Source organism: Streptomyces sp. SCSIO ZS0520 (assembly GCF_025643355.1).
GTDB lineage: Bacteria > Actinomycetota > Actinomycetes > Streptomycetales > Streptomycetaceae > Streptomyces > Streptomyces physcomitrii.
The window spans coordinates 1103331-1124538 of sequence record NZ_CP092644.1 but is presented as its reverse complement, the minus strand read 5'-3'; the positions used below and the strand labels follow the sequence as shown (position 1 = coordinate 1124538).

At 71.4% G+C, this 21208-nt stretch carries 19 protein-coding genes; 13 read left to right on the top strand and 6 right to left on the bottom strand.

Features of this window, described 5'->3' with window-relative positions; all coding sequences use genetic code 11:
* Nucleotides 1–27 precede the first annotated feature (27 nt).
* From MID12_RS03745 to MID12_RS03725, 5 genes are all read right to left on the bottom strand, one after another.
* Nucleotides 28–1188, bottom strand: a complete 1161-nt coding sequence (locus MID12_RS03745; RefSeq protein ID WP_263164857.1) for a mandelate racemase/muconate lactonizing enzyme family protein — start codon at nt 1186–1188, stop codon at nt 28–30.
* Entirely contained in the window at nt 1181–2062 is an 882-nt protein-coding gene (locus MID12_RS03740; RefSeq protein ID WP_040246694.1) for an alpha/beta hydrolase, read from the bottom strand. Before MID12_RS03740 ends, MID12_RS03745 begins: the two co-directional genes overlap by 8 nt.
* A 15-nt stretch (nt 2063–2077) precedes the next feature.
* A complete protein-coding gene (locus MID12_RS03735; protein ID WP_263164854.1) occupies nt 2078–3742 on the bottom strand; it encodes a GH3 auxin-responsive promoter family protein in 1665 nt (554 codons plus the stop codon).
* A 168-nt stretch (nt 3743–3910) separates the two neighbouring features.
* Entirely contained in the window at nt 3911–4936 is a 1026-nt protein-coding gene (locus MID12_RS03730; RefSeq protein WP_237282649.1) for a fatty acid desaturase, read from the bottom strand.
* 488 nt (nt 4937–5424) lie between these two features.
* Nucleotides 5425–6699 (bottom strand): MFS transporter, encoded by a 1275-nt coding sequence (locus MID12_RS03725; protein ID WP_263164852.1) that lies wholly within the window; start codon nt 6697–6699, stop codon nt 5425–5427.
* Between the two features lie 728 nt (nt 6700–7427).
* Here MID12_RS03725 and MID12_RS03720 point away from each other — a divergent pair.
* From MID12_RS03720 to MID12_RS03675, 10 genes are all read left to right on the top strand, one after another.
* Nucleotides 7428–8174 carry an SDR family NAD(P)-dependent oxidoreductase gene (locus tag MID12_RS03720; RefSeq protein ID WP_040246688.1) on the top strand — a complete coding sequence of 249 codons (747 nt, stop codon included), beginning with the start codon at nt 7428–7430 and terminating at the stop codon, nt 8172–8174.
* A gap of 29 nt (nt 8175–8203) precedes the next feature.
* Nucleotides 8204–8506, top strand: a complete 303-nt coding sequence (locus MID12_RS03715; protein ID WP_040246687.1) for a YciI family protein — start codon at nt 8204–8206, stop codon at nt 8504–8506.
* 44 nt (nt 8507–8550) lie between these two features.
* Complete coding sequence (locus MID12_RS03710; RefSeq protein ID WP_263164849.1) at nt 8551–9915, top strand: PLP-dependent aminotransferase family protein; 1365 nt, start codon at nt 8551–8553, stop codon at nt 9913–9915.
* Between the two features lie 71 nt (nt 9916–9986).
* The gene (locus MID12_RS03705) at nt 9987–11249 is read left to right on the top strand and encodes an ATP-grasp domain-containing protein (RefSeq protein WP_263164847.1); all 1263 of its coding nucleotides are present in this window, start codon (nt 9987–9989) and stop codon (nt 11247–11249) included.
* Between the two features lie 103 nt (nt 11250–11352).
* Nucleotides 11353–12462, top strand: a complete 1110-nt coding sequence (locus MID12_RS03700; protein WP_040246684.1) for an LLM class flavin-dependent oxidoreductase — start codon at nt 11353–11355, stop codon at nt 12460–12462.
* A 116-nt stretch (nt 12463–12578) separates the two neighbouring features.
* Entirely contained in the window at nt 12579–13052 is a 474-nt protein-coding gene (locus MID12_RS03695) for a flavin reductase family protein (RefSeq protein WP_040246683.1), read from the top strand.
* A gap of 191 nt (nt 13053–13243) precedes the next feature.
* The gene (locus tag MID12_RS03690; protein ID WP_052482090.1) at nt 13244–13711 is read left to right on the top strand and encodes a cobalamin-dependent protein; all 468 of its coding nucleotides are present in this window, start codon (nt 13244–13246) and stop codon (nt 13709–13711) included.
* A 38-nt stretch (nt 13712–13749) separates the two neighbouring features.
* A complete protein-coding gene (locus MID12_RS03685) occupies nt 13750–15126 on the top strand; it encodes a methylaspartate mutase (protein ID WP_263164844.1) in 1377 nt (458 codons plus the stop codon).
* A gap of 90 nt (nt 15127–15216) precedes the next feature.
* Nucleotides 15217–16191 carry a quinone oxidoreductase family protein gene (locus tag MID12_RS03680; RefSeq protein WP_263164843.1) on the top strand — a complete coding sequence of 325 codons (975 nt, stop codon included), beginning with the start codon at nt 15217–15219 and terminating at the stop codon, nt 16189–16191.
* Between the two features lie 199 nt (nt 16192–16390).
* On the top strand, nt 16391–17650 hold the full coding sequence (locus MID12_RS03675) for an ATP-grasp domain-containing protein (RefSeq protein WP_040246681.1): 1260 nt from the start codon (nt 16391–16393) through the stop codon (nt 17648–17650).
* A gap of 100 nt (nt 17651–17750) precedes the next feature.
* Here the strand turns inward: MID12_RS03675 and MID12_RS03670 are convergent, their stop codons facing one another.
* Nucleotides 17751–17924 carry a thiazolylpeptide-type bacteriocin gene (locus MID12_RS03670; RefSeq protein WP_040246680.1) on the bottom strand — a complete coding sequence of 58 codons (174 nt, stop codon included), beginning with the start codon at nt 17922–17924 and terminating at the stop codon, nt 17751–17753.
* A 177-nt stretch (nt 17925–18101) separates the two neighbouring features.
* On the opposite strand from MID12_RS03670, the gene MID12_RS03665 reads away from it, so the two are divergent.
* From MID12_RS03665 to MID12_RS03655, 3 genes are all read left to right on the top strand, one after another.
* Entirely contained in the window at nt 18102–19379 is a 1278-nt protein-coding gene (locus tag MID12_RS03665; protein ID WP_263164840.1) for an amidohydrolase, read from the top strand.
* A gap of 268 nt (nt 19380–19647) precedes the next feature.
* Nucleotides 19648–20802: a glutathione-independent formaldehyde dehydrogenase gene (locus MID12_RS03660; RefSeq protein ID WP_040246676.1), complete on the top strand. Its 1155-nt coding sequence runs from the start codon at nt 19648–19650 to the stop codon at nt 20800–20802.
* Nucleotides 20803–20848: 46 nt separating this feature from the next.
* Nucleotides 20849–21157 (top strand): UBP-type zinc finger domain-containing protein, encoded by a 309-nt coding sequence (locus MID12_RS03655; RefSeq protein WP_040246674.1) that lies wholly within the window; start codon nt 20849–20851, stop codon nt 21155–21157.
* Nucleotides 21158–21208: the final 51 nt, after the last annotated feature.

Genomic DNA, 21208 nt, shown 5'->3' with positions numbered 1-21208 from the left:
GTCCCCGCCCGGATCAGTCCGGTCCGGTCACGAGAGGGCGCGCCAGTGGCCGGAGGCCTCGTCGTAACGGAGGGCGGCCCACTCCCGGGCGGAGGGGTTGAGCCGCAGTCCGAGCCCCGGACCGGGCGCGGGGGAGAGGGTGTTGGCCGTGCGGTCGACCACCGGGGCGGGCGAGACGATCATCTCCGGGAAGAAGCGGTCCGACTGGCCCCCCTCCACGGTCAGCGCGTCCGGGTTGCGGAAGGCCAGCGCGCGGCCCGCGTTGATCAGCGGCCCGACCTCGGCGACCTGCACCCCGAACTGGAAGCCGAGGCCCTGCTGCCGGGCGTGGGCGGCGAGCCGGGCCGAGCGCAGCAGTCCGCCGTTCTTCGCGAGCCGGATGTTGAAGACGTCGCAGGCCTCCTCGGCGACCGCCCGCCGCGCGTCCTCGGCGGTGCACAGCGACTCGTCCAGCATGACCTTGAGCCCCGACTCCCGCCGCAGCGCCCGCAGTTGCTCCCAGGAGCGCGGGGGCAGCGGCTCCTCCACATAGGCGGCACCGGCGGCGTGCAGCTGCCTGCCCCGGTCCACCGCCTCCTCGGCCGTCCAGCTCATATTGGCGTCGACCAGGATCGGCACCGCCTCGCCGAGCCGCCCGCGGATCGCGCGTACGGTCCGCAGATCCCGCGCGAGGTCGTCGCCGGCCTTGACCTTCACGAAGTGGAAGGGGCCCCGGGTGTCGAGGAACTCCTCCACGTCCAGGCTGAGATCGAGGACCTGCGAGACCGGCAGCCGTGCGGGCGCCGGGCCTTGGCCCTCGTCCGGCAGCAACTCGTAGGCGGAAAGGCCCAGTTGATGCCCGAGCAGGTCGAGTACCGCGGTCTCCAGGAGGCAGAGGAGATTGCTGCCGCCGTCGATGCCGAAGACCGCGCCGAAGTCCTCCTCGCGCAGCCGGGCGAGCAGGTCCGCCGGGGAGCTGCCGCGCAGCACGGCGAAGAGCTTGTCCAGCGGCACCCGCCGCAGGGCCTCCGTCACGCTGCCGGTGGTCTCCCCGGTGACATAGCGCCGGGGCGCGCACTCGCCGAGGCCCTGGGCGCCGTCCAGACGCAGCCGAAGGACCAGGCTGTCGCTGGTGGAGCGCTTGGCCGCCGGGTGGTCGAATCTGATCCGCATGGGCAGCGCCACCCGGTGCAGCAGTGCCTCAGCCATCGCGGTCCACGCCCTGCAGCAGGGTGTGCGTGCTGGTCCAGTCGACCAGGTCGTCCCGTACGTCGGTGTAGAAGAGGTAGTGCTTCGGGGTCGGGAACTTGAGGATCATCCCGCGGTCGGCGGTCAGTTCGCCGAAGACCCGGTGGGTGGCGTCGAGGTCGACGATCGGGTCGGTCAGCCCGGAGACGAAGGCCGAGGGCACCTCGGGCAGCGCCCGCCGCGGAGCGAGGTACAGCTCCTCCAGCCCGAGCAGGGTGGCGCGGGAGCGGCGGGTGATCCGGCGCAGCGCCAGATCGTCCTCGTCGATGAAGCGCCGGTAGAGCGGATCGTCGGTGAAGTCCTCGGACTTGAGCCCGGCGTCCCACAGCTCCGCGCTGTCCTCCGCGGCGAGGGCGGCGCGCTCCTCCTCGCCGAGCAGGGCGTGCAGCCGCCCCAGCCAGGTGGAGCAGTAGACCACCGCCTGGTAGGGCACCCGGAAGGACTCGTGGTGCAGCAGGGCCGCCAGGAAGGAGCCGCCCAGGCAGTGCCCGAAGAGGGTGAGCGGTACCTTCTCGCCGATCCTGCGCCGCACCTCGGTGAGGGCGTGCACATAGTCCGCGACGACGGTCTCCACGTCCGGGATCTCCTGGCGCTCGCCCTGGCTGACCCCGCTGCCGCGCCGGTCCAGTACGTAGAGCGCAACATCGTTGTCGGCGAAGCGGGGCCCGACCTCCCACAGCCAGCCGGCGTGGCTCTGCAGCCCGTGGAAGTAGAAGACGGCGCCCTTGGCCGGCTTCTCGGGCTGCCAGAGGTGCAGGGCGAGTTCGGTGCCGCCGGACACCAGGGGGATGATCTCCTTGCGCACGTTCTGCGGCGGCCTCTTGGTCTCGATCACGGTCTGTGTGTCCCCTCAGCGGCCGACGATGTCGGCGAGGAATCCGACGTCCTTCTGGAACGGCTTGTACTTGTGCTGGGTCGGATTGGCCGGGTGTCTGCGGGCCTCGTTGTACGCGTTGATCGCGTCCTTGGGCACGGTGTAGAACTCCAGGGCCCCGAGCCGGCCGCTGGTGCGCTTGGAGGCGTACTCCAGGTTGATCTCCATCAGCTGCCGGTCGACGGCCGAGGAGAGGGTGTGGTCCAGCTCCGGGTCGGGCAGCGGGACCTCGCTCACCACCACGTAGTGCGGCGGCTCGGCCCAGTTCGGCCCGCACATGTACAGGCTGGTGTCGATGCCGTGCGCGGCGGTGCCCTCCCGGATGGCCTGGGTGACCTGCGCCTCGGTGATCTTCTCCCCGGTGAAGGAGTGGAAGACGCCGTCGCGGTGGACGAAGTGGATCCAGGGGGTGCCGTCGACGATCCGGTCCACCCGGTAGATGTCGCCGCTCCACAGCCGGAACAGGCCGTTGCCCTGGGTCATGATCAGGTGGTAGTCGCGGCCCGGCTCCACCTCGTCGAAGAGCAGGGTGTCCACCTTCTCCCCGGCCTCGATGAGGGAGCCGAGCGGCACCTCCGCCGGGACGAACTCGAAGAAGGCCTGCCCCACCGCGAGCGGCTGGCTGTCCAGCGAGTCGTCCACCGGGATGGTGGTGACCCCCTCGGTGCCGCAGCTCATGAACGGCATCTTGGCGACGCCGGGCAGCACCTCGTCCAGCTTGGCCTGGTAGAGCCCGGCGGAGGAGGAGAGCCAGCAGCTGTACAGGCTCAGCGAGGGCCAGACGTCCTTGAGGCTGAACTCCTCCCGGGCGAGCACGGCGGCGAGGCGCTCGGCCCCCTCCGGGTCGGGCGCGCCGAAGGGCTCGCCCTCCAGGGTGCCCTCGCGCAGGTCGCGGACGAGGGCGGGCCCGTGCGCGGCCACCAGGTCGCGCAGCGAGATCAGCGTGCTCGGGTTGATCGCCGAGATGAAGTGCAGGTCCTCACCGAGGAGTTGGCGGATCCGGTGGTACATCCGGCCCTCGTGCGAGGCGGGCGCGCGGGTGCCGAACCAGGGCGCCTCGCCCCAGGGCGGGTTCCAGTCCCGGCTGTTGAGCTGCGGGTAGCGGTTGCTGATCGCCTGGTACTGCACCCCGTACAGCTGGTCGGTGACCGCCTCGCGCACGGTCTGGGTGTCCAGCGTGGCGTGCGGGTGGTCGAGCAGCTCGGGGTGGTGCTCCAGGTAGGTGCCCCACATGGCGGCCATCGCGGGGATCCGGTAGGTCAGCAGCCAGTGCAGGGTGTACGGGACCCGCTTGGGGACGCCGGTGGTGCCGCTCGTCTTCAGCCAGCGCAGCACCGGGCTGCAGGAGAGCACGCCGCCCTTGGTGCGGGTCTCCCGGTCGATCTGCCGCTCGAAGTCGCCGTAGCGCGTCAGGGGCAGGATGTCGCGGAAGGTGCCGGGGTCGGCGGCGATGCGGTCGTAGCCGTTCTCCTTCCAGTACAGGGAGTCGACGCAGAGGGCGATGACGTCCTCGAGGACCCGGCGCTGTGCCGTCTGGGGGTCCTTGAGGTCGGCCAGCAGCTCGGCACGGGCCTGTCGGCATTCCTCGGCGAACGGGGTGCGACGCGCTTTCCAGTGTTCTTGCCAGTCAGGTCGGTCCACTGCCTTCAGCTTCTCTCTGGCTCGTTTCCGGTACGGAGAGTGTGCGGATGAGTGCGCGGTGAATTGTCCGGCCGCGATGAACGTCCGGTGCCCGGTGTGCTTTTCAGGTCCGGCGGCCCGGGCCCGGTGGAACGGGCCCGGCCCTTTGTCGCTCGGTCGTCTTGTTGCTCAGTCGTCGAATGCGGCGAAGAGTTCGCGCTTGCTGACCTCGCCCAGTCGATTCACGTCGAACTCCTCGGGATCGGCGACCGACAGCGAGTCGAAGACGAGGTTGATGGCGGCCACCAGACCCCAGGCCTCCTTGTACGGAGGCCAGCCGGGGCTGCCCCGGTCGGCGTCCTGCTGGCGGGCGAAGAGGTAGTCGGCCCACTGGCGGGTGGCGGGGTAGCGGTGGTGGAAGTCGTGCACCACCGTGTCGCCGGTGAGCACCAGGTAGCGGGTCGGCGCGTGGACGAAGGCCATCCGCGAGCCCCACCGGAGCCAGCCGAACGCGCGGCGGACGGGCGGCAGCGAGCGGTCCGGCGCCGCGTCCCCGAGGAAGATCGCGTTGGTGAGCGAGCCGAAGTACTCCTTGCCGCGCTTCACCTCGATGCCCGGCGCCGGGAAGGTGTGCTTCACGCACAGCCGCAGGGTGTTGCTCACCTGGAAGAGCGGAACCAGCGGCACCAGCCAGGCGAGGACCAGGTACTCCCAGGTGCCGGTCGCCACCGTGACGGCGCCGAGTCCCACGTAGAGGCCGAGGGCGCCCGCCTTCTCGCTGGGGGCCGAGGCGTTCCAGAAGGACCGGCTGCGGGCCACCGCGAAGGCGAAGTGGAACCTCGGGGAGAACAGCTTCCCGAGGAGCCGGCGCCACATCTGACGCCGCGTCATACCGGGGTGCACGTCGAGGCTCACCAGGAAGGCCTGCACCGTGGGGTCGCGCATCGTCATGTGGTGCGCGGCGTGGTGGTCGCTGACGTGCTCGCGGCTGTAGCGGGCGAAGTTCTGGATGATCAGCGTGCTGGAGATCGCGCGCCCGATGATCCCGTCGGGCCGGCGGCGCCGGTACATGTTGCTGTGCGCGCACTGGTGGAAGATCATCATCCGCAGGTTGCGCATCCCGTGCAGGGTGGCGGCCCAGCCCGGGAGGAACAGCAGCAGCCAGGCCCCGGAAAGGAAAAGGCCGGTGCAGCTGAGTGCGATGCCGACCGCCATGGAGAACACGGCAGAGACCAGATGAAAAGTCGGTGACCACCAGGAAAGAGGTTTCTGCCCGGCGAGCGGCTTACCGGTGAGCAGGGTCAACGGGTACTGCGTGAACCTGGGTAGCGGACGCATTGATTCACGGGGGTCTAATAGATCTTCCGCGAAGTCATCGGTTCTCGGGTCGCTTTCGATGGCGGCCATCGCGCTCCTGTGGAGTCTTGAACGAGCGGGTTCTCGAATTCGATCGCAGGGATCGGGTGGAACACCGTGCGCATAGCAGCAGGGCCGCCCTGAGGGAGGCACGCGAATTATCTTTTCAGCGGACCGGTAAGCCGTCAACCGTTATTTTGCTGCAACTTCCTGCATTTAACGGAAGTGCAGCAGACGACACCTCCGGGCAGTGATTCGGCAAAGTTCACCGGACTTTTTCCGGGCACGCGTACGTGCCGTTCCGCACAGATGCGGAACGGCTTCGCGGTAAATCCTGTTCTGCGGAATCAGGAATCGGCGGGTGCGGATTTGCGCACGACCTCCTCCTGTTGTTCGGGAAGTTCGCGGCGCCCCCGCACGGGGGACAGGAAGACCGGCAGGAAGGCGAGCGAGAGGATCACGCCGCCCACCCACAAGGTGGTGTGCACGCTGGTGAGTTCACCGATGGCGCCGGCCACGGCCGAGCCGACCGCGAGGGCGCCGGTCAGCATGAAGCGGAAGGTGGCGTTCATCCGCCCGAGCAGGGAACTCGCCGTCATGCGCTGGCGCAGGCTGACTCCGAGAACGTTGTCCATTCCGGTCTTGAACATCGCGAGCAGGTAGCCCGCACCGGCGAGATACAGCCATCCTCCGCGGTCGACCAGCGGGATGAGCAGCCCGGCCGGGGCCATGCAGAGCCCGGCGAGACCGAGCGTGCGGCCGTAGCCGAGCCGTCCCGCGATGGGCCGCGCACAGCGCGCTCCGGCGAGGAGCCCGGCGCCGCCGGCCGCCCAGAACAGGCCCAAGGCGCCCGCGGGCAGGTCGAGTTCGCGCACGAAGAGCACCGGCAGCATGGTGTTGATGATCTGCGAGCCGAGGTTGGTGAAGGCGGCGGTCAGCGCCAGGGCCCGCAGCTCCGCGTTGCGGAAGACGTGCCGTACGCCCTCGGCGATCTGCGCGCGTAGCGTGACGGCCGCGCCGGACGGCGGCGGAGGCGGCGGGGGAGTGTGGCGGATGCCGGTCAGCCGCAGCCCGGAGGCGAGGTAGCTGCCCGCGGTGAAGGCGACCGCGACCGGCGCGGTGAGCAGCTGGACGAAGCCGCCGCCCGCGCCGCGGCCCGCGACGTTGCCCGCCGCGATGAGCGTCATGACGGCGGCGTTGGCCTGCACCAGGCCTTCCTTGCCGACCAGTTGGGGCAGCACGCTCTGCGAGCCGACGTCGAAGAAGACGGTGGCGCAGCCGTTGAAGAGCACCACGGCGTAGAGCTGTCCGAGGGTGAGCGAGTCCAGCCACCAGGCGATCGGCAGCGAGGCGAACAGGGCCGCCCTGGTCAGGTCGGCCGCGATCAGCACCCTGCGGTGCCGCATCCGGTCCACCCAGGCGCCCGCGGGCAGCCCGATGAGCAGGAAGGCGACGGTGCTGAGGGTGGCGAGCGCGCCCACCTCGCCGGGGCTGGCGTCGAGTTCGGTGACCGCGATCAGCGGTACCGCGACATAGCCGATGTTGGTGGCGAGCTGGCTGAGGGTGGTCGCGGTGAACAGCGTGCGGAAGTCGGGTATCCGCCAGGGGGAGTTGGTCTGCATGATCCGTTCAGCTCAGCCGATGGTCGCTCTGGAGTGGCGCAGCGGTGCGGGCCTCCGACGGGAGGCGGCGAGGTCTCGGGTCCCGGGACCGGGTGCGGTGGCCACCGGGTGCCTGTCCACAGGCGTGACGCACCTCGGCGCTGACTGAACCATGGATCCCCCGTGTGCTGTCGTCACCGACTGCTTCGACGTACAACCTAGCGTGGCGGAGGAAATATTGGACCAGGTTGCAACACGTTTGCAATGTATACGGGGGTCGTCGAGGGAAAGTTCTTCCGCAGTTGAACCCTGTCCGATTCTCGACGTCGCGAATTCCGTCTTGACAGCGACTTCCCTGGTGGAGGTGTGATCCGAAGGGTTCGCCCTTTCCTCGGAGGTCGTGACGTGCGTCACACCTTCACATTGCTCTGTGACTTGCGTCACATTGTGATCAGTGCGTGAACTCGTTGACAGCTGCGCGTAGTTGGGTGATTGTCAGATTCGAAACCAAGAGCGCGTGCCTCGTCCGGGCTGGGAATCACAGGGGGGAAGAGCGGTGGACCGCCGCTGCGTGTTTTCCGGGTGGGGATGCCGCCGCCCGAATGGCCGGAGCCCTCGGGCCCGTATTTCTCTCATTCCCCCGCCGGTATTCAGCAGCCCCCGCATCCGGATATCCGGAGCCCGGAGTTCACTCGGCCCTGCGCCTCAGGCAGGGCTTGCCGCAATCAGACAAGCCAGGTGAAGAGCTAATGACCGTACGAACTGCCCTCCTCATCGGTGCCGCCGGTGGAATTCTGCGCGAGGTCTCCCGCGCGCTGGCCGACCAGGGCCACTCGCTCGTCCTCTTCGACCGGAACGAGGAGGCGGTGAACGCCCTCGCCGCCGAGCTCTCCGGCCGGACCAAGGTCGAGACCGTGGTCGGCGACATCACCGACATCCCCGCCGCCGAGCGGCAGTTGGCCGAGATCGCCGAGCAGCACGCCCCCTCGATCCTGATCAACGGCGTCGGCGGCGACACCCGGGTCATCGGCTACGAGGACCTGACCACCGAGCACTTCGAGCAGACCCATCTGGAGAACGTCACCAGCACCTGGATCGCGATCAAGGTCTGCGCGCCGTACATGGTCCGCGACGGCTACGGACGCATCGTCAACTTCGCCTCCGCCGGCGGCCGTACGTACAGCCACTTCAACAACGCCGCCTACGTCGGCGCCAAGGCCGCCGTCATCGGCATGACCAAGCAGATCGCCTACGAGCTGGCCGCCACCGGCGTGGTCGCCAACGTGGTCGCGCACGGCCCGATCGCCACCGAACGGGTCGCCGGCGCCTGGGAGAAGCGCGACCCGGCCTCCAAGGAGGCCGTGCTCTCCAAGCTGCCGATGAAGCGGATGGGCACCGTCGAGGAGGCCGTCGGCAGCGTGCTCCACCTGGCCTCGGAGAGCGCCGGCTACTCCACCGGCGCCGTCATCGACATCAACGGCGGCCTGTACATGTGACCGCGGCACCCCCCAGGAAAGGCCAAGCCATGCCGAAGTTCGTCGTCGAGTTCAGCTACAACGTCGACCGCGCCGGGCGCCAGGAGTTCCACCCGGCGCACGCCGCCTACCTGCACCAACTCACCGACCAGGGCATCCTGCTGCTCGCCGGCCCGGTCGAGGGGGAGAACGCGGGACTGCTCGTGTACGAGGCCGCCGACCGGGCGGAACTGCAGCGGATCCTCGACGAGGAGCCCTACATCAAGGGCGGCGTGGTCGCCAGCACCCGCGTCCTGCAGTGGGCCCCCGGCAAGGGCACCCTGGCCGCCAAGCCTGCCCGGTCCGCCGTCTGAGAAGCCACCGCCCGGCCGTTCGAAGCAAGAGGAAGCAAAGGGACATGAATTCACCGGCAGTTCAGGGCACCGAGGCCCGCACGGCGCGGATCAGCGGCGAGGACGGACTCGTCTCGCTGCGGCAGGAGTGGCTGCACCCGGCCATCGTCGACCCCGAGATGGACTCGATGCGCCTGCTCAGCGAGACGGCGATGCGCTTCCCCGAGGCGCTCTCCTTCTCCTCCGGTGCCCCCTACGACGGCAACCACGACCTGGCCGCCCTCAGCTTCCACCTCGAGCGCTATGTGAAGCACCTGCGGGAGAAGGGCCTGCCCGAGGACCGCATCACCAGGACGCTCTTCCAGTACGGCCCGGTCAACGGCTTCATCCAGGACGAGGTCGCCCTGATGCTGAAGCGGGACGAGGACATCGACGCCCCGCCCGGCTCCATCATGATCACCCACGGCTACCAGGAGGCCGCGCTGGTCGCCCTGCGCGGCCTGTTCTCCTCGCCCGACGAGGTCCTGCTCACCGTCTCGCCCGCCTACGTCGGCATCCGCGGCGCCGCCCGCATGCTCGACATCCCGGTGCGCGGAATCCTGGAGAGCGGCCCCGACGGGCTCGACCCCGAGACGGTGCGCGAGACCGCGCGGGCCCTGCGCGCCGAGGGCAAGCGCGCCGTCGCCCTCTACCTGGTCCCCGACTTCTCCAACCCCTCCGGCACGGTGATCCCGCTGGAGGCCCGGCGCCGCCTGCTCCAGGTCGCCGCCGAGGAGGAGCTGATCCTCCTGGAGGACAACCCGTACGGACTCTTCGCGCGGGACGGCGAGACGCTGCCCACCCTCAAGTCCCTGGACACCACGCGCAATGTGATCTACCTGGGCTCCTTCGCCAAGTCCGCCTTCCCCGGCGCCCGCCTCGGCTACCTGGTCGCCGACCAGCCGGTCACCGACGCGGAGGGCACCACCCGGCTGCTCGCCCAGGAGCTGTCCAAGGCCAAGGCCATGTACAGCGTCGGCTCCTCCTCGCTCTCGCAGGCCGTCATCGGCGGCATCCTGGTCGAGAACGACTACACCCTGCGCCCGGCCACCCGCGAGCTGGCCGCCGTCTACCTGGAGCGCCTGGACACCGTGCTCGACGCGCTCGCCGGGCACTTCCCCGCCGAGCGGCACGAGGAGCACGGGGTCAGCTGGAACGAACCGCGCGGCGGCTTCTTCCTCACCCTGCGGGTCCCCTTCACCGCGGACCTCGCCAAGATGGAGCGCTCCGCGCGGGACTACGGGGTCAGCTGGGCGCCGATGAGCATGTTCCACATCGAGGGCGGCGGCTACCGCGAGATCAGGCTCGGCTTCAGCAACCTGGCCCCCGAGGCCATCCGCGAGGGCATCGCCCGCCTCGCGCGCTTCATCGCGGACACCCCGCGCGACTGACCGGCCCCCGGCGGCCCGCGGACACCCCAAGCGGACCCTCAGCACACAAGCGGACTCTCAAAGGGACGAGTATGAGTGGCACCAGTGACAAACCGACCGCGGTCGTGGTCGACGGGTACTCCGCCGGGAACTTCTACCCCGCGGCCTTCGCCGCGGCCGGTGCGCGGGTGATCCACGTCCAGAGCACCCCCGAGCTGATCCCGAGCATGCTGGCCCCCGACCTCACCGCCTACGCCGAGAACATCGTCGACGGCGACGTGGACTCCCTCGCCGCGCGCCTCGCCCCGCTCGACCCGGTCTGCGTGGTGCCGGGGCAGGAGTCCGCGGTACGGCTCGCCGACGCGCTCAGCGAGGCCCTCGGCGTCAAGAGCAACGGCACCCGCCTCTCCCCGGCCCGGCGCGACAAGTACGAGATGATCGAGACCCTGCGCCGCGCGGGGGTGCGCTGCGCCCGCCAGTTCAAGAGCGCGGATCCCGCCGCCCTCGTCGACTGGGCGGAGCGGGAGGGCGGCTACCCGGCGGTGGTCAAGCCGCTCAGCTCGGCCGGTTCGGACAGCGTCTTCATCTGCCGGGACGCGGCCGAGGTGCGCGCCGCCGCCGAGCGCATCCTGGACGGGCACAACATCTTCGGCGCCGCCAACACCGAAGTGCTCGCCCAGTCGTATCTGGAGGGCACCGAGTACATCGTCGACACCGTCAGCTGCCGGGGGCACCGCTACGCCTGCGGTATATGGGAGTACGAGAAGACGCTCCTCGACTCGGGCCAGCGGATCTACAACCGGGACATCCTGCTCGCCGAGGACCAGGAGCCCGCCGCCGACCTCGTCGCCTATGTGGACGAGGTGCTGAAGGCCCTCGGCGTCGAGTGGGGCCCCGCCCACGCCGAGGTCATCGTCACCGAGGAGGGCCCCACCCTCGTCGAGATCGGCACCCGGCTCAACGGCAACCTCAACCCGGGCTTCCACGACGTGGCCCTCGGCCGCAACCAGGCCGCCCTGTCCGCGCTGGCCTACGCGGACCCCGACGCCTTCCTCGCGCAGTTCTCCGGCGGCGTCTACACCAAGCGCCAGCACGCCTTCGTCTACAACGCCCCCACCGTGCTCGACGGCATCGTCAGCGCGGTGGACGGTGCCGCGGTCGCGGAGATGCAGGGACTGGAGAGCGTCTTCCAGGCCGCCCCGCGCTATGTGCCGGGCGCCCGCATCAACCCGACCACCGACCTGATGACCACCTCGATGAAGATCTTCCTGACGGGCCGTCACCAGGAGCAGCTCACCGCGGACTACGAGAAGGTCCGCGGGCTCAAGGACCTCGTCTACCGCGTCGACCAGTAGCGGCCGGCGCCGCCCGCCCGGCGGGCGGCGCCCCGCACCGCCCGGGCCCCGCCCCCTCCCATCCGTACACCGTTCCGCTCCATCCACCCCACGGAGGAAAGCTGTGCACAGCCGTATCGGTCTCTTCCTGTCCCCGGTCCACGAGACCGGACAGGATCCGCACCTGGCCATCAGGCGCAATCTCGACCTGGTCGACCACGCGGACCGGCTGAACTACGACGAGGTCTGGTTCGGCGAGCACCACACGCTGGGCTGGGGGCTCGTCGGCGCGCCGGAGACGCTGATCGCCGCGGCCTCGCAGCGCACCACGCAGATCAAGCTCGCGCACGGGGTCACCCCGCTCTCCGGGCACCACCCCTTCCACGTCGCCAGCCGGGCCGTCCACCTGGACCACCTGACCCGCGGCCGCTACATCCTCGGCGTCGGCCCCGGCGTGCCCTTCGACGCGGCCACCTTCGGCCTCGACCCGAAGGTGCAGCGCAAGCGCCTCGACGAGGCCCTGCCCACCGTGCTCGAACTCGTCAACGGCGAGGAGCGCATCACGCAGAAGACCGACTGGTTCGAACTGCGCGACGCCAAGCTCCAGTTGCCGCGGTACAGCCCCCAGGGCATCGAGATCGCGGTGGCCACCAGCGGCACCTCGGTCACCAGCCCCCGCCTGATCGGCCAGTACGGCCTGAGCATGACCTCCTTCGCGCTGCCCTTCGCGCTGATGACCCCGGGCGCCCCGGACCACATCGGGCTCGCCGGGCAGTGGAAGCACGCCCAGGAGGCCGCCGAGGAGTACGGCCAGACCCTCGACCGCGACGCCTGGCGGGTGGCGCTGCCGGTGCACGTCGGCGAGACCCGCAAGCAGGCCTTCGACGAGGTCCGCGAGGGCTACGACCGCTGGCTCTTCGAGTACTTCGGCAAGGCCGCCGGACGGGATGTGCTCAGCCCCGGCGCCTCCCGCGAGAAGGCCCTGGAGGCCCGCGTCGAGGCCGGGGGCGCCCTGGTCGGCTCGGTCGAGGACGTGGTCGGCGGCATCCGCCGGATGCAGGAGGCCACCGGCGGCTTCGGCACCCTGCTCGTCTACGTCGCCGACTGGACCTCCTGGGAGAACACCAACCGCAGCCTGGAACTGCTCGCCCGCTATGTGGCGCCGCAGATCAACGGCGCGGTCTCCCGCCCCCGGGAAGCGGTGGACTTCGCCATCGCCCAGCGCGCCAAGTAACGGACCCCCGGGGCCCGTTGATCTCCGCCCGCCGCGCCGGCCCGTCCGGCGCGGCACCGAGACCTCACCCGTCACCGCCGGACGTCCACGTCCAGCCCGGATTGAGTGGAAGACAGATGCTGGAGCAGCGTTCGTTTCGCGACATCCTCGGCCGGTTCACCACGGGCGTCGTGCTGGTGACCGCGCAGACCAAGGAAGGACCCGCGGGGATGGCGGTGAACTCCTTCACCTCGGTCTCCCTCGAACCTCCGCTGGTCGCCCTGTGCGCCGCGCACACCTCCACCACCTGGCCCGCGATCCGGGAGACCGGAGGCTTCGCGGTGACCATCCTCGGCGACCAGCACGCGGACCTGTGCCGCCTGTTCGCCACCCACGGAGCCGAGCGCTTCGCCGGACGCCAGTGGGGGCTGACCTCCGCCGGGCACCCGATCCCGGCGGACGGACTCGGCTGGCTGGACTGCCGCATCACCGACATCCACCCGGCGGGCGACCACGAGCTGGTGGTCGCCGAAACGGTGGCGGGGGCGCTGACCGGCTCGGTCGACCCGCTGGTCTTCCACGCGGGCCGGTTCCGCGAACTCATCGGCTAGCCGGGGGAGTCCAGCCGGGTGCGACCCCGAGTCCGCACCCGGCTGCCCACTGCCCGCCCCGATCCCTGCTCCTCTCTTCTCCGCTGCTCCTCCTCTTCTCTCCTTCTCTCTTTCTCTTCTCACCGATCGTCTTCTCTCAGTCCGTCCGTCTCAGCACCGCACTCTCCGCTCTCTCCGCGACGGGGGTTTCCATGCCGTACGAAAGTGGTCCGCAGTCCGCCGGCTCCGCCGAGCCCAGAACCCGGACGGTCATCCTGGGGGTCGCCGCCAGCGACAGCCATGTGGTGGCCAACCACCTGATCGCGCACGCGCTGCGCGCCCAGGGATTCCATGTCGTGAACCTCGGCACCTGCACCACGGTCGGCGAGTTCGCCGAGGCGCACGCCGAACACCCCTGGGCCGAGGCCGTCATCATCGGCAGCCTCAACGGCCACGCCTACGAGGACCTCCAGGAACTGCCCGAGGCACGGCGGGCCGGGCAGCTGGCCTGCCCCGTGATCGTGGGCGGCAACCTCTCCGTCGGCAGCCACAAGGACAGCAACGACATCGAGCGGCTCAAGGGCCTCGGTGTCGACGTGGTGCTCTTCGACCCGGAGGAGCTGCCCGCCACCCTGGACCGTCTGCGCACCCCGGTGGCGGAACCCCTGCCCGCCTCATGAACCATCAGCCGGACAGCGGGAGAACCGGACTCCCCCCGGTGAGCGAGGGCCCAGGGGCCGCCGCCCAGGCGGTGGCCCCCCTGCCCTCACTCACCGAATCGGTCGCCTACGTACGGGAGTTGGGCAAGCCCACCGCGGCCGAGGTGCTCGGCGAGGCCCGGGCGCGGGGGCGGGTCGCCCTGCAGCCGCGCTGCGGGGTCGGCTCGCACGTCCAGATGACCACCCTGCTCCAGGACCTGGAGCGGCACGGCAGCCCCGACATCCTCTCGCTGACCATCGACTCGCACACCCGGCTCAAGCGCTTCGACAAGGCCGAGGCCGCGCTGCGCAGGAACCCGGCCGACCTGAACGGCTACCCGCTCGTCACGCACGGCTGGCAGCGCGGCCGGCAGCTGAACGAATCGGTCGGCGTGCCCCTGGAGATCCGCCACGGATCCCCCGACGCCCGGCTGCTCTTCGAGACCGCCGTCGCCTCCGGCATCACCTCCTTCGAGGGCGGCGGCATCTCCTACAACCTGCCGTACTCCAAGGCCGTACCGCTCAGCGAGTCCCTCGCGGCCTGGCGGGACGTGGACCGGCGCTGCGGCGAACTCGCCGAACTGGGCCTGGTCATCGACCGGGAGCTGTTCGGCACCCTGACCGCGGTGCTCGTCCCGCCCTCCATCAGCCTCGCGATCAGCGTCCTGGAGGCGGTGGCCGCCGCCCGCGAGGGGGTGAAGTGCATCTCGGTGGCCTACCCCCAGGGCGGCCACTGCGAGCAGGACGTGGCCGCGCTGCGCACCGTCCCGGAGCTCGCGGCGCGCTATCTGCCCGAGGGCACCGAGGTGCACGCCGTCCTGCACGAGTACATGGGGCCCTTCCCCAAGGACCGCGGCGACGCCGAGGACCTGATCCTCTACGGCGCCCTGGTCGCCCGGCTCGGCGGGGCCACCAAGCTGATCACCAAGACCTACCAGGAGGCGTACGGGATCCCCGACACCCGGGCCAATATCGACGGCCTCGTCCTCGCCGCGCGCGCCAACTCCCCGCTGCTGTCCTGCCTCCGGCTCGACGAGGACCGGATCGCCGAGGAGCAGGAGTGGATCCTGCGCGAGGTGGCCGAGATCGTCGAACCGGTCCTCGCCGCGCCCGAACTGCTGCCCGCCATCGCCGAGTCCTTCGCCTCCGGGCGCCTGGACATCCCCTTCAGCGCCAGCCGCTACGCCCTGTCCGAGGTGATCCCGCGGCGCGCCCCCGACGGCGCGATCCGCTACCAGGCCACCGGCGGGCTGCCGCTCTCGAACACCCTGAAGCGGCGCAACGAGCAGGCCCTCGCCACCGGCGGCGGCGAGGAACTCGGCGAGATGGTCCGCGGGTTGACCGCCGACATCAACTACTTCCTGACCGCCTTCGACACCCCCGGCGCGCCCCGGTGACCGCGGCCGGGTACGAGGGACAGCGGGAGGCCGGAAGTGGCATCGTAGGCGCCGTCGCGAGTGATCCTCTTTCCCCAGCAGGAGCCTGACATGCAGTCGATTCGTGTGCACAAGCCCGGCGGCCCGGACGCCCTCCTCGCCGAGGAGACCGAGGTCCCGCGGCCGGGCCCCGGTCAGGTCCTGGTGCGCAACACGGCGGTCGGCGTCAACTACATCGACGTCTACTACCGCGACGGCAGCTACCCCGCCCCGACCCCGCTCGTGCCCGGCCAGGAGGGCGCGGGCGTGGTCGAGTCGGTCGGCCCGCAGGTGGAGGGCTTCGCCCCGGGCGACCGGGTCGCCTACGCCTCCGGGCTCGGCGCCTACGCCGAGTACACCGCGGTCGCCGCCGAGAAGCTGGTCCCGGTGCCCGAGGCGGTCCCCCTCGAACAGGCCGCCGCGGTGCTCCTCCAGGGGCTCGCCGCGCACTACCTCACCCACCAGACGCACCCGGTGGCCGAGGGCGACACCGTCGTCGTACTCGCCGCCGCGGGCGGACTCGGCCGCTTCCTGGTGCAGTTCGCCGCGCACCGCGGGGCCACCGTGATCGCGGTGACCTCCAGCCCCGAGAAGGAGAAGGCGGCCCGCGAGGCAGGCGCCCAGCACGCCGTCGGCTACGACTCCTTCGACGAGCGGGTGCGCGAGATCACCGGCGGCGAGGGCGCGCACGTCGTCTACGACTCGGTCGGCGCCGCCACCTACGAGGCCAGCCTGCGCAGTCTGCGCCGCCGCGGACTGCTCGCGCTCTGCGGTCTCTCCAGCGGCCCCGTGCCCCCGCTGGACGTCGAACTCCTGCGCGGCGGCGGCTCCTTGTACCTGACCCGGCCCACCATGCGGGACCACCTGTACGACGCGGCCACGCTGCGCGCCGGGTCCGCCGCGGTCTTCGACGCGCTCGCCGCGGGGGTGCTGCGGCCGCTGATCCACCGGCGCCTCCCGCTCGCGGAGGCGGCCACCGCGCACCGCCTCCTGGAGGGCCGCGAGACCTCCGGCAAGCTGCTGCTCACCCCGCCCGCCGCCTCCTGACCGCCGTACCGTAGGACTTCCGAGCCCGTCGAACGCCCAACTCCACCCGACCACAAGGGAGTCGGCCGCCCCGCACCGCGGGGCGGCCGCCGCCCCGACCGAAGAACCGCCCGGGGGACCACCCGCCGCGCGCCCCGCACCGGGGCCCGGCGGCGGTGCCCCGCGCGCGAACCGTACCCGCATCCCGCAGGAGCACCGAATGTCCGATCCCACCCACCGCAAGCTGCTCTTCGTCGGCGGTGCGGGCGACGCGACCCTCGCGGTCGACGTCGTCACGCACGCGATAACCGAGGCCCGCAAGCGGGGCCTGAGCGTGCATGTGACCAACCAGGAGGCCACCCTCGCGGCGACCCCCACCATCAGCGAGCAGGCCGACGCGGTCAGCGTCGTCGACTTCTCCGAGCGGGGCGCGAGCGCCGCCTGGGCGCGTGAACAGGTCGCCGCGGGCGAGCAGTTCGACGTCGTCTTCGGCGTACGGGAGATGGCGCAGGAGGCGGTCGCCGAGGTCGCCGACGCCCTGGGCCGCCCCGGCAACACCCCGGCCGCGGTGCACCGGGTGCGCACCAAGGACGCCGCCCGCGCCGCCCTCGCCGAGCGGGGCTTCCGGCAGCCGGCCTTCCGGGTCTGCACCACCGCGGCCGAGGCCGCCGCCTTCCTCGCCGAGCACAAGGGCCCCTGGGTGGTGAAGCCCCGGGACGCCATGGGCAGCGAGGGCGTCAGCAAGATCTCCGGGCCCGGGGAGCTGGACGCCGCGGTCGCCTTCCTCCCCGAGGCGGGCGAGCCGTTCATCGTCGAGCAGTACGTCGAGGGCCGCGAGTACAGCGTCGAGGGCGTCTTCCTCGGCGGCGAGCCGCATGCGCTGGCCGTCACCGACAAGGAGAAGCTGCCGCCGCCGTACTTCTTCGAGACAGAGTACGTCATCCCGGCGATCGTCCCGGAGGAGCTGCGCGCGGAGATCGTCCGGGAGGTGACCGCGGCGCTGACCGCCCTGGACCTGCGCTACGGGCAGTTCCACGTCGAGCTGTGGGCCACCGAGGACGGCGTGGTGCTCGGCGAGTTCCACGTCCGCAACGCGGGCGGCTGGATCCACCGGATGCTGCGGCATGTGGTGCCGGGCCTGGAGTGGTTCGGCCTGGTCTTCGACGACGCCCTCGGCCTGCCGGTCGACCGCGCCGCGCTCGCGCCCGTCAAGGGCTCCGCGGCCCGCTTCCTCACCCCGCAGCCGGGCCGGGTCGTCTCGGTGGACGGCTGGGACGAGGTGCTGGCCCACCCCGCCGTGCTCTACGCCGAACTCCGGGTCGCCGAGGGCGACATCATCCCGGCGCCGCGCTCGGTGGAGGACCGGATGGGCGTCATCGTGGTCGGCGCGGACACCCCCGAGGAGGCCCGGGACCTCGGCCGCAAACTCGCCGACTCGGTACGCGTGGAGACCGAGCCGGTGGCGGAGCAGCAGGACTGAGACGGGAGTCGGGCCCGCCCGACTCCCGCCCCGCAAAAGGGCGTTCGCCCCGGTTCCGCGGAGAACCGGGGCGAACGCCTGTGCTGCGCGAGCTGAGGGCTCAGGCGCTGCAGGAGGTGGTGCTGGTGGTCGAGGAGCAGGTCGAGGTCGAGCTGCAGCTCGTCGAACCGGCGAGAACGACCTCGCTCGCGTCCGAGTAGTCCGAGATCTCGAAGGTCTCCGACTCGAGCTCCAGGATCTCGTCCGCGAGGGAGGCGAGCGGCGTCTTCTCCATGATGACTCCTTGGGGTACGAGCGGCCCCCGGGAGGGATCCCGGAGGTCCGTGGTGCCACAACCGCATTCCACCCCCCGCCGCCGACAGGAGGCCCGGCGTCCCGCTGACACCTCACTGACACCTTCTGTCAGCGGCCTGCCGTCCGGCCCCGCGGCCCGGCCGTGGACGATGTCCCCATGAACGCCGCAGCAGCACCCGACGCCGCGACCGGGACGGTCCTCGAAGGACTCGGCGCGGCGCTGCGCCCGCTGACCGCCTTCTGCCTCGACGTCCACCAGCACCCCGAACTCTCCGGCCAGGAGACCCGTACCGCCGCCCGCTTCGCCGAACTCCTCGCCGCCGAAGGCCTGCTGACGGCCCCTCAGGTCGGCGGCACGGGCGTGGTCGGCGTACTGGAGAACGGCCCGGGCCCCACGGTGTGGCTGCGCGCCGAGCTGGACGCCCTGCCCGGCCGGGAGGAGACCGGCCTGCCCTATGCCGCCGCCGGCGAGGCGGCGCACAGCTGCGGCCACGACCTGCACCTCGGCGCGGCCGCCGGGGCCGCGGTGCTCCTCGCCCGGGCCCGGGAGTCCTGGCGGGGCACCCTCGTCGTCCTCGGGCAGCCCGCCGAGGAGACCCTGGAGGGCGCCCGGGCCATGCTGACCGACGGCCTCTACCGCCGCTTCCCGCGCCCCGATGTGGTCCTCGCCCAGCACAGCGCCCCGCTGCCGGGCGGGATGCTGGCGCACGGCTACGGCCCGATGACCGCGGGCAGCGTCACCCTGGACGTGGTGGTGCACGGCACCGGCGGGCACGCGGGCGCCCCGCACCTGGCGGTCGACCCGGTGCTCACGGCCGCCTCGGCGGTGACCCGGTTGCAGGGGGTGGTGGCCCGCGAATGCGCCCCCGCCGAGCAGGTGGTGGTCTCGGTGGGCTCCTTCCACGCGGGGGAGCGGGCCAATGTGATCCCCGACCGCGCCCGGCTCGGCCTGACCGTCAGGGCGGTGGGGCCCGAGTCGCTGGAGCGGGCCCTCGCCGCGGTGGAGCGGGTGCTGCGCGCCGAGTGCGCGGCCTCCGGCTGCCCCCGCGAACCGGAGATCACCCGGACCTCCTCCTCCCCGCTCACCCACCCGGACCCGGCGGCCACCGCCCGGGTGCGCGAGGCCCACGTACGCCGGTTCGGCCACGAGCGGGTGGCGATGTGGCCGCCGACCCTGGCCACCGAGGACTTCGCGCTCTACGGGGACGCGGGCCGCGCGCTGCACGGCGAGGAGGGGATCGCGCTCTCCTACTGGATGCTGGGCGCGGTGGGCCCCGCCGCCTGGTCGGCCGCCCCCGGGACCACGGCCGCCGAGAAGATGGCCGCGCTGCCCGCCAACCACAGCCCCCGCTTCACGGTCGACCTGCGCACCGCGCTGCCCACCGGGATCGAGGCGCTGGTCACCGGCGCGATGAGCTGGCTCGGCCGCGACTGAGCCCCCGGCGGCGCAGGGCCCGCAGCGTTTGACAAGCGGCGGTGCGGTGAGACCGTGGAACCGGGTGCCGGTGTGGCGCGGGACTCCCCGCGTGCCACGGGACGCGCCCGCGCACGGCGGATCCCGTACCGCGGATCCGCGCACGCCTCCCGGCGGCGCTAAGGATGCCCCGGCGTGAGCGCGCCGCCCCGCACCCGTGACCGCGTCCCCTCCGGCCGCCCGCGCGGGTTCCGGCAGGGACTCGCCGCACGAAGGTGGAGGGAATCCCATGAAGGCGCTTGTCTACGACGGACCGCACACGGTGAGCGTGCGGGAGGTGCCCGACGCCCGGATCGAGCGGCCGACGGACGTCCTGGTGAAGATCACCTCGACCAATATCTGCGGCTCCGATCTGCACATGTACGAGGGCCGCACCGACATGGAGACGGGGCGGGTCCTCGGCCACGAGAACCTCGGCGAGGTGGTCGAGGTCGGCGCGGGCGTGGACCGGGTGCGCGTCGGCGACCTGGTCTGCCTCCCGTTCAACATCAGCTGCGGCTTCTGCCGCAACTGCGAGAGCGGCCTGACGGCCTTCTGCCTCACCACCCCCGACGACCCGAAGATGGCCGGCGCCGCCTACGGCTTCGCGGGCATGGGCCCGTACACCGGCGGCCAGGCCGAGTACCTGCGGGTACCCTACGGCGACTCCAACTGCCTTGTCCTGCCGGAGGAGGCCTGGGAGAGGCAGACCGACTACGTGATGCTCTCGGACGTCTTCCCGACCGGCTGGCACTGCACCGAACTCGCGGGCGTGCGGCCCGGCGAGAGCGTGGTGATCTACGGGGCGGGTCCGGTGGGCCTGATGGCCGCCCTCTCGGCGAACCTCAAGAGCGCCGCCAAGGTCATGGTGGTGGACCGCCACCCCGACCGGCTGCGCCTGGCCGAGGAGATCGGCGCGATCCCCGTCGACGACTCCGCGGAGAACCCGGTCGACCGGATCCAGGAGGAGACCAAGGGGCTCGGCGCGGACCGCGGTTGCGAGTGCGTCGGCTACCAGGCGCACGACGCCGAGGGCCGCGAGCAGCCCGATCTGACGCTCAACAACCTGGTGCAGTCGGTGAAGGCCACCGGCGGCATCGGCGTGGTCGGCGTCTTCGTGCCGCAGGACCCCGGCAGCCCGGACAAGCTGTACCAGGAGGGCGGCGAGGTCGCCTTCGACTACGGGGCGTTCTGGTTCAAGGGCCAGTCGATGGGCACCGGCCAGGCCAACGTCAAGGCCTACAACCGGAGGCTGAGCAGCCTGATCGAGCAGGGCAAGGCGGAGCCGTCCTGGATCGTCTCGCACGAACTGGCCCTGGACGAGGCCCCGCAGGGCTACGCGCACTTCGACAACCGCGACGACGGCTGGACCAAGGTGGTCCTCCACCCGGACGGCTCCCGCTGAACCGGCCCGCGCCCCGGCGCCGGCCCCGCGCGAAGGAGGCCTGAGGATGAACACCCCCGGAGACAATCTGGTCTGCTCGCACCTCGACCAGGTGCGGGAGGTCACCCCGGACAGCCCCGACTCCTGTCCCGAATGCCTTGAACTGGGCGACAGTTGGGTCCATCTGCGCGAGTGCCAGATCTGCGGGCACGTCGGCTGCTGCGACTCCTCGAAGAACAAGCACGCCACCGCGCACCACGAGTCCAGCGGCCACCCCCTGATCCGCTCCTACGAGCCGGGCGAGCGCTGGTGGTGGTGCTACGAGGACCTGGTGACCTTCGAGGTGGAGGGCGTCGACCCGGCCCGGGCGGCGTGACAGCGGCGGGACCAGCACGCCGCCCGGCCGCCCCCGACGGGCGGCAGCGGC